General features: G+C 71.4%; 10 protein-coding genes. 3 read left to right on the forward strand and 7 right to left on the reverse strand.

The window, feature by feature from the left end:
• Window positions 1-6 precede the first annotated feature (6 nt).
• The 4 genes from ACF088_RS34410 to ACF088_RS34425 all read right to left on the reverse strand — a co-directional run bounded on the left by ACF088_RS34410 (window position 7) and on the right by ACF088_RS34425 (window position 5,630).
• Window positions 7-1,272, reverse strand: a complete 1,266-nt coding sequence (locus ACF088_RS34410) for an outer membrane lipoprotein carrier protein LolA (protein ID WP_392379799.1) — start codon at window positions 1,270-1,272, stop codon at window positions 7-9.
• 342 nt (window positions 1,273-1,614) lie between these two features.
• Complete coding sequence (locus tag ACF088_RS34415) at window positions 1,615-2,628, reverse strand: polyprenyl synthetase family protein (RefSeq protein WP_392379800.1); 1,014 nt, start codon at window positions 2,626-2,628, stop codon at window positions 1,615-1,617.
• Between the two features lie 522 nt (window positions 2,629-3,150).
• Complete coding sequence (locus ACF088_RS34420) at window positions 3,151-4,353, reverse strand: FAD-dependent oxidoreductase (protein WP_392379801.1); 1,203 nt, start codon at window positions 4,351-4,353, stop codon at window positions 3,151-3,153.
• Complete coding sequence (locus tag ACF088_RS34425; protein WP_392379802.1) at window positions 4,350-5,630, reverse strand: ATP-grasp domain-containing protein; 1,281 nt, start codon at window positions 5,628-5,630, stop codon at window positions 4,350-4,352. The genes ACF088_RS34420 and ACF088_RS34425 overlap by 4 nt, the downstream gene beginning before the upstream one ends.
• Window positions 5,631-5,911: 281 nt before the next feature.
• Between ACF088_RS34425 and fahA the strand changes: the two genes are divergently transcribed.
• The 3 genes from fahA to ACF088_RS34440 all read left to right on the forward strand — a co-directional run bounded on the left by fahA (window position 5,912) and on the right by ACF088_RS34440 (window position 8,435).
• Complete coding sequence (fahA, locus tag ACF088_RS34430; RefSeq protein ID WP_392379803.1) at window positions 5,912-7,114, forward strand: fumarylacetoacetase; 1,203 nt, start codon at window positions 5,912-5,914, stop codon at window positions 7,112-7,114.
• Window positions 7,111-7,764: a GPP34 family phosphoprotein gene (locus ACF088_RS34435; protein ID WP_392379804.1), complete on the forward strand. Its 654-nt coding sequence runs from the start codon at window positions 7,111-7,113 to the stop codon at window positions 7,762-7,764. Before fahA ends, ACF088_RS34435 begins: the two co-directional genes overlap by 4 nt.
• 185 nt (window positions 7,765-7,949) lie before the next feature.
• Window positions 7,950-8,435, forward strand: a complete 486-nt coding sequence (locus ACF088_RS34440) for a hypothetical protein (RefSeq protein WP_392379805.1) — start codon at window positions 7,950-7,952, stop codon at window positions 8,433-8,435.
• A gap of 105 nt (window positions 8,436-8,540) precedes the next feature.
• On the opposite strand, the gene nuoN is transcribed toward ACF088_RS34440, so the two are convergent.
• From nuoN to nuoL, 3 genes are read right to left on the reverse strand one after another with little or no spacing between them, the layout of a single operon-like run.
• A complete protein-coding gene (gene nuoN / locus ACF088_RS34445; RefSeq protein WP_392379806.1) occupies window positions 8,541-10,193 on the reverse strand; it encodes an NADH-quinone oxidoreductase subunit NuoN in 1,653 nt (550 codons plus the stop codon).
• On the reverse strand, window positions 10,190-11,848 hold the full coding sequence (locus ACF088_RS34450; RefSeq protein WP_392379807.1) for an NADH-quinone oxidoreductase subunit M: 1,659 nt from the start codon (window positions 11,846-11,848) through the stop codon (window positions 10,190-10,192). The genes nuoN and ACF088_RS34450 overlap by 4 nt, the downstream gene beginning before the upstream one ends.
• A 3-nt stretch (window positions 11,849-11,851) precedes the next feature.
• Complete coding sequence (gene nuoL / locus ACF088_RS34455; RefSeq protein ID WP_392379808.1) at window positions 11,852-13,762, reverse strand: NADH-quinone oxidoreductase subunit L; 1,911 nt, start codon at window positions 13,760-13,762, stop codon at window positions 11,852-11,854.
• Window positions 13,763-13,770 lie beyond the last annotated feature (8 nt).

Raw genomic sequence — 13,770 nt, forward strand, 5'->3', positions numbered from 1 at the left:
GGCCCGTTACTTGGCGGCGTTGGCCGCGTCGATCAGGGCCTGCTTGTCGACGGCGCCGGCATAGACCGTGCCGTGGTCCGTGATCAGGGCGTTGACCAGGCGGGTGCTGAAGACCCGGCCGGAACCGAAGGAGCCGTGCACCTTCTCGCCGAGGCTGTCCAGGAACTTGCCGGCGTCACCGCCGGGGCCCTGCTCCTTGCCCGAGGGCAGGCCGGAGCCGGCGCCCTTGATCGTGGCGATGGACGTCCAGCCCTTGCCGATGACGTTCAGCCCGCCCATGTCCTTCTGGAAGTCCTTCGCGTCCTTGTGGGACGGGAGGTTCTTGCCGTGCTCGCGCTGCCCCTTCGCCCGCGCCTTGTCGCCGTCGACGACCTTGGCGCCCTTGGGCGGGGTGAAGGAGAACGTGCCCGCGGCGGGCTTGGCGAAGTCGACGTTCGTGTAGCCGACGTCGATGGCGGCCGCGCCACCGCTCTTGGGGGTCAGGGTGAACTTCAGCGGCACGCCGTTGGCGGCGTCCACCGCGACCCGGATCGAGCCGACCGTCGAGGCGGCCTGCTTGGGCTTGATCAGCAGCTGGTAGGCGTCCCGCCCGGCAACCGTGGCGGTGCCGTCGACGGTGACCGAGGTCGTGTCGCCGGCCGCCTTCAGGGCCTGCTTCGCGAGGTCCTGCGGGGTGGCATTCTTCAGGCCCCCGGGGAGGTCCTCGGGCGCCCGGTGCTGCTTGCCGTGCCGGCCGGCGTCGGGTGCGGTGCTGTGCACGGCGGTGTTGCTGCCGCTGTCGTAGGCCCAGACCTCGTTGCCGTTGTGGACCAGGCTGTACTCGGCGGCCTTGTCGACGATCGACACCCGCTGCTTTTCGGGGCCGTCGGCCGCGACACGCAGCGTGTGCGCGCCGGACGCCAGCTCCATCAGCTTGTTCTGGGGCGCGGCGGAGGCGCCGCCCTCGCCCTTCCCGCCGCCCTGGCCACCACCGAAGCCGCCCGCTCCGCCACCGGCGCCCGGCAGGGACGGCAGACCGAGGTCCGTGGAGACCCGGACCGTCCCGGAGAGCTGCTGGACGTCCGACTTGGCGACCTTGGCTATCAGATCCTGTGCGGAGATCTTCGGCAGGTCCGGAGAACCGGAGCCGGCGAACGCCGGGACCAGCCCGATCGTGGCCGCCGCCACTCCCGCCACGGCGACCGGCACGCCGTACCGCACCGCCTTACGGCGCCTCGGGGAGCGCCCCTCGTCCCATCCGTCGGTGACCTGTGTCGGTTCGTTCCGTGGCATCTGCCCTACCTCCGTCATGTGCGGCGGTTGCTGCGCTGTCCACTCGTCACCCCTGGGGCTCATTGTGGCCGTCCGCCGCGCTCTGGTGCTTTCCATCTCACCAAATCGCCTGGCGGATAACGTCACCCGGCGGGAGCAACTCGTCCTACTGCTGAGGTATGACGCATGGTCACCCGAGGTCGGACTCCGTACCACAGGAGTCTGACCGTTCCCTAGGGGATGCGGGGTCAGGCTCTAAGGGATGCGGGGCACGGGCACCGGAGAGGCGCAGGGCAAAGGCACCGGAAACGTACAGGCCACAGGCAGCGGAGGGATGCGGAACACCGGCCCCGCAGGAAGACCTCAGCCCGCCCGGTGCACCACCGCGTCGCAGAGCCCTTCCAGGGCCGACTTGGCCATGCAGGACCGCAGCGGCGCCAGCATCGCTCGGGCCTCCTGTGCATAGCGCACGGTGTCGCGGCGGGCCTCTTCGAGCGCCGGGTGGGCGCGCAGGCCGGCCAGTGCCTCGGCGTGCCGGGCGTCGTCCGTGAGGTCACCGGACAGCAGCTCGGCAAGAGCGCGGTCCTCGGGTGTACCGGAGTCGCTCTCGGCGCGTGCCCGCAGGTGCAGCACGGGCAGCGTCGGGATGCCCTCCCGCAGGTCCGTGCCGGGCGTCTTGCCCGATTCATGCGAATCGCTGGCGATGTCCAGCACGTCGTCGGCCAGCTGGAAGGCGGTGCCCAGCCGCTCGCCGTACTGGGTGAGGATGTTGACCGTCGACTCCTCGGCGCCCGACATCATCGCGCCGAACCGGCACGCGACGGCGACCAGCGAGCCGGTCTTGCCGGCGAGGACGTCCAGATAGTGGCTGATGGGGTCGCGGCCGTCGCGCGGGCCCGCGGTCTCCAGGATCTGGCCGGTCACCAGGCGTTCGAACGCCTCGGCCTGGATCCGGACCGCCTCCGGCCCGAGGTCGGCGAGGATGTGGGAGGCGCGGGCGAACAGGAAGTCGCCGGTCAGCACCGCGACGGAGTTGCCCCAGCGGGCGTTGGCGCTGGCCACGCCGCGGCGCACATCCGCCTCGTCCATCACGTCGTCGTGATACAGCGTCGCGAGATGCGTCAGCTCCACGACGACCGCGGAGGGCACCACACCCGGGCTGTAGGGGTCACCGAATTGGGCGGCCAGCGTCACCAGCAGCGGCCGGAACCGCTTACCGCCCGCGCGCACGAGGTGCTGCGCGGCGTCGGTGATGAACGGCACGTCGCTCTTGGTGGCCTCCAGCAGGCCCTCCTCGACAGCCGCCAACCCGGCCTGGACATCGGCCTCAAGAGCCTGGTCCCGCACGCTCAGCCCGAAGGGCCCGACGACGGTCACGAGGGGTACTCCTGTCTGCTGACGATCAAACTGAATGTCGATCTGTCGCTGTCTCCACCATTGGCCAGCGTATCCGGTCGCAGTTCGATCACCGTGAGCGCCCGCCCCCCGAACCGCCCGGGAAGCAGGGCGACCCGGCCGACAGGTTCTGGATCACCTGTTGACGCGAGTGTGACGCGGGAGCACGGGGTCCGGCAACGAGAGGAGTATTTCCGGCCTGCTTCTTGTCCGGCAAGGCCCCCGTTCCTGTCCGTCAAGGCCCCCCGTTCCTGTCCGTCAAGGCCGCCTCCCGCCCGGCCCGGGCACGGCGGCCCCGCTCGCCACGGGCAGCAGCCCTCCGCAGGAGACGTACCGTCCGCCGCCCCCTCCGCTGGAGACGTACCGTCCGCCGCCCCCTCCGAAATCACCGCAGCCTCCCGCGAAAGCGCCGCAGCGCAGGATGACTTCCCCCGCGGGAGAGGGACCGCGGGCCCCACCGGAAGCAACCGCGGGCCCCACCGGAAGCAGCGGTACCGCCTCACCTCACCCGTGGGCCTGCGCCACCGCCCGTGCCAGCCGCGGCGAGGCGAACTCCGTGCCGCACACGAAGCGCATCACCGGCCCGAACGAGGCGGCCGCCGGCAACCCCGTGAAATACAACCCCGGTACGGACGAGCCGAAGCCGGCGTCCAGCAGCGGCCCGCCGGCCCGCGTCACGATCCCGGTGCGCAGCCCCTGGCCCAGGAAATCCAGTGCCGCCAGGTCCATCCGGTAGCCCGTCGCGGCCAGCACATGGTCGGCGGCGAGTTCCCCGCCCTGCCCGTCGGCCCCGCGCAGCGCCAGCACGGGACGGCCGTCGCGGACCGTGGCCCGTACGATCCGCCGCCCCTGTGTCACCTGCACCCGGCCGGCGAAACGGTCCCGCAGCCACCACGCCCCCAGCGGGCCGAGCACCCGCCGCACCAGATACCGCCGGGCGGGCACCGGCAGCCGGCGAAAGCCGCCGGCGTAGTACGTCAGCGCATGCAGCGACCAGGCGTTGCCGAACGGCGAGGGCGGCCGCAGGCGGGGCTGGCGGTCCGGCGGCGCGCCGAAGCCCACCGCGGCCTGGCCGCGCGCCACCACCCGTACGGACGCCGCGCCCGCCTCGGCCAGCAGCACCGCGCTCTCCAGCGCCGACTGCCCGGCCCCGATCACCACCACCTCGCGGCCGGCCAACGCGGACAGGTCGTGGTGCTGGGAACTGTGCGAGACCGGACCCGTGGCGGACGGCCCGTCCGGGATCGCGGCGGCCAGCTCCGGCGGCAGCTGCGCCAGCCCGCTCAGGCCGGTGGCCACGACCACCGCCCGCGCGCCGACCTGCTCCCCGCTGTCCAGCTTCAGCTCGAAGCCGTCGCCCCGCCGGTCGACCGAGACCACCCTGACCTGCTCCGGATCGGGCACCGACCGCTGCTGCACCCACTGCCCGTACCGGATGAACACCTCGATGGGGACGATGTCCCAGTCCGAGGCGTAGGGCCCCTCCCCCGTCTGTGCACAGAAGTCAGCAAGGGTGTGGCCGGGCTGCGGGACATCGATGGTGGACGCCGCCGGCGTCGACTTGAGCAGCATGCCCGCGGGCATCTGCGTGCGCCAGCTCGCCATCGGCTGCCCGAAGACCCGCACCGGCAGGCCGCGCGCCCGTAGATGCGCGGCCGTCGACACGCCGTACGGGCCGGCCCCGATGACCGCTACCGGAGTGCTCACTTCGGTCCCTCCCCTTGCCTGAGTGGTGCCTCGGTACCCGCCCGGCGGCCCGCCCGCCGCAGCTGCATCAGATGCCGGGCGCCCGGCCCGACGGACCGCGCCAGCATCGTGAAGAACGGCAGCGGGTCGTCGCCCGCGAACCACGCCAGCTCGGTGCCCGAGGCGCGCGCCGGAGCGTGCGGTGGGCGGGAGCCGCTGCGCCGGTACGCGAGCAGGGCGGGCAGGTCGACGTTCTCGACGACGAAACGGCGCCCGGCCCGCTGCGCCCCCTCGGGGACGGTGCGCCCGGTGAGCTCCAGATGCTGGGCGCGCACGACATCCACCCCGGCCGCGTTCTCGAAGAGCCGGAACTGCGCGCCCAGCCGCGGATTGAAGTCCAGCAGTTTGTACCGGCCGTCGCGGCGGTCGAACCGCCAGTCCAGATCGGCGATGCCGGTGAACCCGATGCGGCGGATGAACTCCGCCGTCATGGTGGCGAGTTCCGGGTTGTCGACGACATACGCGCAGGCCGTCATGCCGGCGTGCGGCGGCCAGGAGCGCACCTTGACCCCGGTGAACAGCGCCAGCGGTGCACGGTCCGCACCGAAGCAGGCGTGCACGATCCAGTCCTCGGCCTGCTCCCGCGGCAGGTACTCCTGCAGGATCACGCCCGGCCGCGGGCCCCAGTCACGGGCCAGGTCCAGCAACTGCTCCGGCCCCCCTATCCGGGTCGTCCCCGCGACGGCGGGCCGTTTGCGCCGGACGAACGCCTCGCGGTTCTTGGCCACCACCGGGAAGCGCGCCCGCCCGGCGTACGCCTCGATGTCCGCGTACGAACCGGGGAAGACGGCGGCCGGCGAGGGCACGTGGTGGGCCACGCACAGCTCGTGCAGGCCCTGTTTGCTGGCCAGCCGCCGCGGCAGTCCGGGAGCGACCCGGGGGAAGAGGAACGCTCCGGCGAGCGCCTCGGCGTGCTCGGCTATCAGCACGGCCGCCTCTTCGTCGGTGGGGAGCAGCAGCGTCGGCCGGCCGATCCGCCGGCCGATCCGCAGCAGCCCCGTCACCAGCCGGTCCGGCTCCTCCCGCCCGGTGGTCGGCCAGACGAAGCGGCCACGGAGATAGCGGGAGAGGGCCGCCGGTGTGAAGCGGTCCTCCGTCACGGCGTACATGGGCACACCGAGCCGCCCCAGGCTGCGGATCGCCCCCACACCTCCGTGGTGCAGGGGGTAAGCCCCGATCTTCACGATCAGGCCCGGAACGCTCCGGTCGACCGCGAGCCGTGCGCCACTTCGAGCCACGTGTCCCCCCAACGGCGCGGTCCCTCCCCGGCCCGCGCCAGGAAAGGAAGCTAGGCCCGAATTGCGCAGTGCAGCAAGGCTTTTCCGGACATTACCGATGCTTGGGGGCGCATCACACGGCGCACCAGCCGTCCAAATTCGTACGCCTCCACGCCCTCGCGCCCCATGACCGTCCCGTCGGCCACCGCCCGGCCGTACGCTGATCGTCGGCACCGCCGGCCCGCGGGCCACCAGGCCCGGCCCGGCCGCCCACCGGCGACGACGAACGCGAGGAGCTGTCCATGCCCGAGCAGAGCCCGTTCGACCTGGCGGAAGGCGACCCCTTCGGCCCGCACAACCTGCCCTACGGCGTGTTCAGCACCGCCGACGCGCCCGGTCAGCGGCGCATCGGCGTCCGCTACGGCGACCGGGTCCTCGATCTCAGTGCACTGCCGAGCGCACTGCCCGCCGCCATCCATCCGCACGCCGAGCTGCTCGCGGCCCCGACCCTCAACCCGCTGCTGGCGGCCGGCCGTCCCGTCTGGCAGCAGATCCGGGCGGCCGTCCGCAGCGCCGTGACCGACCCGGCGCACCGCGACGAAGTGGCACCGCTGTTCCATCCGCTCACCGGGGTCACGCTGCACCTCCCCTTCGAGGTCGCCGACTACGTCGACTTCTACGCCAGCGAGCACCACGCCACCAACGTCGGCCGGATCTTCCGCCCGGACGGTGCGGCGCTGACCCCCAACTGGAAGCATCTGCCGATCGGTTACCACGGCCGGGCGGGCACCGTCGTCGTCAGTGGCACTCCGGTCGTCCGGCCGCACGGCCAGCGCAAGGCCACCGCGGACGAGGCGCCCACCTTCGGCCCCTCCCTCCGCCTCGACATCGAGGCCGAGGTCGGCTTCGTCGTCGGCAGGCCCTCGACGCTGCACGAACCCGTCCCGCAGGAAGCCTTCCGCGACCACGTCTTCGGCGTCTGCCTCCTCAACGACTGGTCCGCGCGCGACATCCAGGCCTGGGAGTACGTGCCGCTCGGCCCCTTCCTGGGCAAGTCCTTCGCCACCTCCGTCTCCGCCTGGATCACCCCGCTCGACGCCCTCGACGAGGCCCGTACGCCGCCGCCCGCCCGGGACGTCCCGCTGCTGCCCTACCTCGACGACGCGGGCGCGGAGCCGGGCGGCATCGATCTGCGCATCGAGGTGCGCATCAACGGTGAGACCGTCTCCCGGCCGCCGTTCTCCGCCATGTACTGGACGGCCGCCCAGCAGCTCGCCCATATGACCGTCAACGGCGCCTCGCTGCGTACCGGCGATCTGTTCGCCTCCGGCACCGTCTCCGGGCCCGAGCCCGACCAGCTCGGCTGCCTGCTGGAGCTCACCCAGGGCAAGGGCCCCTACCTCCAGGACGGTGACGAGGTCACCCTCACCGCCTGGGCACCCGGTCCCGGGGGCGCCCGGATCGGCCTGGGCGAGGTCACCGGCCGCATCCTGCCCGCGGGATGACCGGCGCGCCGCTCACCCTCCCGGAGGAGCTGCTGCTGCTCGCCCTCGACCCGGTCCGCGGCCGGTCGCTGAACCACCGCACGTACCTGCGGTACGGGCTGGCCGGCGCGGCGCTGGCCGACCTGGAGGGGGCCGGGCGGATCACCGTCGAGGGCCGGGACCGGATCGTGGTGACCAACCCGCTGCCGCTGGGCGATCCGGTGCTGGACGGTGCGCTGGCCGCGCTGCCCGGCCCGGCCAAGCAGCGCCGGGGCGGCACGGCGCGGCGCTGGGTGCGCAGTGCCGGACGGCCCGTTCAGGAGCTGTGTCTGCGCCGGCTGGAGGAGCGCGGCGCGCTGCGCAGGGAGACCCGGCGTGCCCTGGGCCTCTTCCCTCACGAACGCTTCCCGGCCGGGGCGGTGGATCTGGGCGGACCGGCCCGGGAACGCTTCGCCGCGGCGCTCGGCGCCGGGTTCCCGGACCACCGCAGCCGGCTGCTCGCCGCGCTGGCCTCGGCGACCGACCTCGACCGCAGGCTCCTGCCGGGCCGCGAGCACCGCACGGTGCGCCGCGAGATGAAGCGCTGGGCGCGGGAGAGCTGGACGGTGCATGCGGTGGAGCGCGCGGTACGGCAGGACAAGGAGACGACGTCCAATGCGGCCTCCGGGTGAAACCGGCCGAGACCGACGGAGACCAGTCGGTATGGGGTGAATGCACCGGCCCCCGTCCCGTCCGGTGCGCCGGCTGCCGCGTCACAGCCCCACACCAAGTCCGTACCGGCGTTGCTGCGGTCCGGGCGGCGTCCCGGACCGCTGCTAGCCTCACGTGTCCCTGACCCACAACGGAGGAGACGTACGTGCGCAAGGCAGCGCAGATCGCCGGGGCGGCAGCCATCGCCGCGACGCTGCTCAGCGGTTGCGGAAGCAGCGGCGACAACGGCAGCGACAGCAAGCCGGACAAGACGCCGCAGGCCGCGCCGTCGACTCCGGGAGGCGCCGACAAGCCCGCGGGCGCGGGCTCGGTCGAGGGTGCCTGGAAGGCCGGCTCGAAGAGCAGCCCGCTGGTCCTGGTGATCAGCAAGGGCACCGTCGCCTTCAGCAACGGGCACAAGGCCGCCTGCCTGGGCAAGGTCCAGGAGATGGCCGGGATGACCATGGCCGCGGTCAAGTGCACCGACAAGGACACCACCCGCACCATGGGCACCCTCAAGCCCGCCGCCGACGGCAAGACCCTGACCGTCGACTGGAAGAACGGGCCCACCGAGAAGTACACCAAGTCCGGCGACGGCAGCGTGAAGGTCCCCGACATGCCGCAGCTGCCGAGCGGTATGCCCAAGAGCTGACCGCTCCGCCGCACGACGGACCACCCGCCGCACGGCCGACGGCCGCCGCCCGGAACCCCCCGAGGGCTCCGGGCGGCGGCCGTCGCCGTGGCGCGCCGCCGGGGCTCAGCGCACGAAGACCCCGGCCTGGCCGGCCAGGTCGAGGAAGTACTGCGGCGCCAGGCCGAGCACCAGTGTGGCCGTGACGCCGACCGCGATGGCCGTGGTCGTCAGCGGGCTGGGCACCGCGACGGTCGGGCCGTCCGCCTTGGGCTCGTTGAAGAACATCAGCACGATGACGCGGATGTAGAAGAACGCCGCGATGGCCGACGAGATCACGCCGACGACCACCAGCCAGCCCGCGCCGCTTTGCGCCGCCGCCTTGAACACCGCGAACTTTCCGGCGAAGCCGGAGGTCAGCGGGATACCGGCGAAGGCCAGCAGAAAGACCGCGAAGACCGCGGCCACCAGCGGTGAACGCCGGCCCAGCCCGGCCCACTTGGACAGCGCGGTGGCCTCACCGCCCGCGTCCCGCACCAGGGTGACCACGGCGAAGGCGCCGAGCGTCACAAAGGAGTAGGCGCCGAGGTAGAAGAGCACCGAGGAGATGCCGTCCTTGCTGGTGGCAATGACACCGGCGAGGATGAAGCCGGCGTGGGCGATGGAGGAGTAGGCCAGCAGCCGCTTGATGTCGGTCTGGGTGATGGCGACGATCGCTCCGCCCAGCATCGTGAGGATCGCGACGCCCCACATCACCGGCTGCCAGTCCCAGCGCAGACCCGGCAGGGCGACATACAGCAGCCGCAGCAGCGCACCGAACGCCGCGACCTTGGTGGCGGCCGCCATGAAGCCGGTGACCGGGGTCGGGGCGCCCTGGTAGACGTCCGGGGTCCACATATGGAAGGGGACCGCGCCGACCTTGAACAGCAGCCCCATCAGCACCAGCGCCGCACCGATCAGGAGCAGGGCGTCATTTCCCATCGTGCCGGCCAGCGCCGGATCGATCTGCTTGGCGCCGTCCGACACCACCTCGGCGATCCCCGCGTAGGTGACCGTGCCCGCATAGCCGTACAGCAGGGCCACGCCGAACAGCAGGAAGGCCGACGAGAAGGCGCCGAGGAGGAAGTACTTCACCGCGGCCTCCTGCGACAGCAGCCGCTGGCGGCGGGCCAGCGCGCACAGGATGTACAGCGGGAGGGAGAAGACCTCCAGCGCGATGAAGAGCGTCAGCAGGTCGTTGGCCGCCGGGAAGACCAGCATGCCGCCGACCGCGAAGAGCAGGATCGGGAAGACCTCGGTGGTGGTGAACCCGGCCTTCACCGCGGCCTGTTCGGCAGCGCCGCCGGGAACGGCCGCGGCCTGCGCGGCGAAGGAGTCCACGCGCTTGCCATGCGCCGCCGGATCGAGCCGGCGCTCGGCGAAGGTGAAGACCGCAACCAGCGACACCAGCAGGATCGTGCCCTGCAGGAACAGGGCCGGCCCGTCGACGGCGAGGGCACCCATGGCCGCGATGTGCGCCTTGGACGAGCCGAAGCCGCCGGCCGCCAACCCGATCACCGCGGCGAACGCGGCGGCCAGCGCCACCACCGTCAGCAGCAGTTGGGAGAAGTAGCGGTTACGGCGCGGTACGAACCCCTCGACGAGGATGCCGAGCACGGCCGCGCCGAGGACGATCAGCGTCGGCGACAGCTGGGCGTACTCGATATGCGGCGCCGGGATCTTGCCCGGTGCACCGGCCGCCACTGTCCACAGGCTGTGGACGCTTGCCACGGAACTCACTTCGCGGCCTCCACGTCTTGAGGGCGCACGGTATGGCCGGCCCGGCCTCCACCGGGCACGGCGTCCACCTGCACAGGGGGCTTGGGGTCCTTCTTGTCCACGACGGACAGGGTGTGGCCGACCGCCGGATCGACGAGGTCGGTGAGCGGCTTGGGATACACCCCGAGGAAGAGCAGCAGCGCGATCAGCGGCGCCACCACCACCAGCTCCCGCACCCGCAGGTCCGGCATGGTCTTCACCTCGGCCTTCACCGGCCCGGTCATCGTCCGCTGGTAGAGGACGAGGACGTACAGCGCGGCGAGGACGATGCCGAGGGTGGCGATGATGCCGATCACCGGATAGCGGCTGAACGTGCCGACCAGGACCAGGAATTCGCTGACGAACGGGGCCAGGCCCGGCAGCGACAGGGTGGCCAGGCCGCCGATGAGGAACGTACCGGCGAGGACCGGGGCGACCTTCTGGACACCCCCGAAGTCCGCGATCAGCCGGGAGCCGCGGCGGCCGATCAGGAAGCCGGCCACCAGCATCAGCGCGGCGGTCGAGATGCCGTGGTTGACCATGTAGAGCGTCGCGCCGCTCTGGCCCTGGGACGTCATCGCGAAGATGCCCATGATGATGAACCCGAAGTGGGAGATCGAGGCGTAGGCGATCAGACGCTTGATGTCCCGCTGGGCGACCGCCAGCAGCGCGCCGTACAGCACGCTGATCAGCGCGAGGACGAGGATGACCGGGGTGGCCCAGCTGCTGGCCCCGGGGAAGAGCTGGAGGCAGAAGCGGAGCATCGCGAAGGTGCCGACCTTGTCGACGACCGCGGTGATCAGCACCGCGACCGGCGACGTCGACTCGCCCATGGCACCGGGCAGCCAGGTATGCAGCGGCCACAGCGGCGCCTTCACCGCGAAGGCGAAGAAGAACCCGAGGAAGAGCAGCCGTTCGGTGCCGGTGGAGATCTCCAGCTTGCCGGCCGCCCGTGCCTCGACGATCTGCTGCAGCGAGAACGTGCCGGTGCCGAGCTGGTCGGCGGTGACCGCATACAGCCCGATCACCGCGGCCAGCATGATCAGCCCGCCGGCGAGGTTGTAGAGCAGGAACTTCACCGCGGCGGACGACCGCCGGCCCGCGTCCTGCTCCTCGCCGTCCCCGCCCGCCCGGTCCCCGAAGCCGCCGATGAGGAAGTACATCGGGATCAGCATGGCTTCGAAGAAGAGGTAGAAGAGGAAGACGTCGGTGGCCTCGAAGGAGAGGACCACCATCGCCTCGACGGCCAGGATCAGCGCGAAGAAGCCCTGGGTGGGCCGCCAGCGCCGGTTGGGCACGGCCTCTTCCAAGGGGTCGGCGTCATGCCAGCCGGCCAGGATGACGAAGGGGATCAGCAGGGTGGTCAGCGCGATCAGGGCGACCGCGATGCCGTCCACGCCGAGTTCGTAGCGGACGCCGAAGTCGCTGATCCAGGCGTGCGATTCGGTGAGCTGGAAGGGGCCCTTGGCGCCGGGGTCGAAGCGGAACGCGACCACCAGCGCCAGCGCGAAGGTGGCCAGCGAGAACAGCAGCGCGAGCCATTTGGCCGCGGTGCGCTTGGTGGCGGGCAGCGCGGCGGTGGCGATCGCACCGATCGCCGGCACCACGGCCACCGCCGTCAGCAGGGGAAACGACATGGCTCAGACACCCCTCATCAGCAGGGTCGCGGCGACGAGAACGGCGGCCCCGCCCAGCATCTGGACCGCGTACGAACGGACGAATCCGGTCTGCAACCGGCGCAGCAGGCCGGAGAGTCCGCCCATCGAGGCCGCCGTGCCGTTGACCGCGCCGTCCACCAGGGAGCGGTCGAGTTGGACGAGCGTGCCGGTGAGTTCTTCGCCACCGCGCACGAACACGACGTGGTTGAAGTCGTCCTGGAGCAGATCGCGGCGGGCGGCCCGGGTCAGCAGCGAGCCACGCGGGGCGAGCGCCGGAACGGGCTTGCGGCCGTACATCAGCCAGGCGATGCCGACGCCGATGAGCAGCACCACGATCGTCGCGGCGGTGACGGTGGTGGCACTGACCGGGGAGTTGCCGTGCGCGAACGAGGTGACCGGCTCCAGCCACTTCACAAAGGCCTCGTTGATGCTGAACAGCCCGCCCGCGAAGACCGATCCGAAGGCCAGCACGATCATCGGGAACGTCATGACCTTCGGCGACTCGTGCGGATGCTGCACCTGCTGCCCCGGCGCGGCATCGGCTGCGGTCTCGGCCCAGCGCTTCTCGCCGAAGAACGTCATCAGCATCACCCGGGTCATATAGAACGCGGTGATCGCCGCGCCCAGCAGGGCCGCGCCGCCGAGGATCCAGCCCTCGGTGCCGCCCTTCGCGAACGCCGCTTCGATGATCTTGTCCTTGGAGAAGAAGCCGGAGAGGCCGGGGAAGCCGATGATGGCCAGATAGCCGAGGCCGAAGGTGACGAAGGTGACCGGCATGTACTTCCGCAGGCCGCCGTAACGGCGCATGTCCACCTCATCGTTCATGCCGTGCATCACGGAGCCGGCGCCGAGGAAGAGGCCCGCCTTGAAGAAGCCGTGGGTGACCAGATGCATGATCGCGAAGGCGTAGCCGATCGGGCCGAGGCCGGCGGCCAGGATCATGTAGCCGATCTGCGACATCGTCGAGCCGGCCAGCGCCTTCTTGATGTCGTCCTTGGCGCAACCGACGATCGCACCGAAGAGAAGGGTGACCGCACCGACCACGACGACCGCCAGCTGGGCGGTCGGTGCGGCATTGAAGACCGCTCCGGAGCGGGTGATCAGATACACCCCGGCGGTGACCATGGTGGCGGCGTGGATCAGGGCCGAGACCGGGGTCGGGCCCTCCATCGCGTCACCGAGCCAGGACTGCAGCGGTACCTGCGCCGACTTGCCGCAGGCGGCCAGCAGCAGCATCAGCCCGATGGCGGTCAGCTTGCCCTCGGACGTGTCACCGGTGGCGGCGAGCACCGGGCCGAAGGCGAAGGTCCCGAACGTCGTGAACATCAGCATGATCGCGATGGACAGGCCCATATCGCCGACCCGGTTGACCAGGAACGCCTTCTTGGCGGCGGTGGCCGCGCTCGGCTTGTGCTGCCAGAAGCCGATGAGGAGGTACGAGGCGAGGCCGACGCCCTCCCAGCCGACGTACAGCAGAAGGTAGTTGTCGGCGAGGACGAGCAGCAGCATCGCCGCGAGGAAGAGATTGAGGTAGCCGAAGAAGCGGCGGCGCCGCTCGTCGTGCTCCATATAGCCGATCGAGTAGATGTGGATCAGCGATCCGACACCGGTGATCAGCAGGACGAAGGTCATCGACAGCTGGTCGAGCTGGAAGGCGATATCGGCCCGGAAGCCGCCGACCGGAATCCAGCTGAACAGGTGCTGGTGCAGGGCACGGTCCTCGGCGCCCTTGCCGAGCATGTCGGCGAAGAGCACCACCCCGACGGCGAACGACGCCACCGAGAACAGCGTGCCGATCAGGTGGCCGGTGCGGTCGAGTCGGGTGCCGCCGCACAACAGCAGGGCCGCACCGACCAGCGGTGCCGCGACGAGCAGCGCGATCAAGTTCTCCACTTTGTGCG

It is taken from the genome of Streptomyces sp. NPDC015125, assembly GCF_043080045.1.
Classification (GTDB): domain Bacteria; phylum Actinomycetota; class Actinomycetes; order Streptomycetales; family Streptomycetaceae; genus Streptomyces.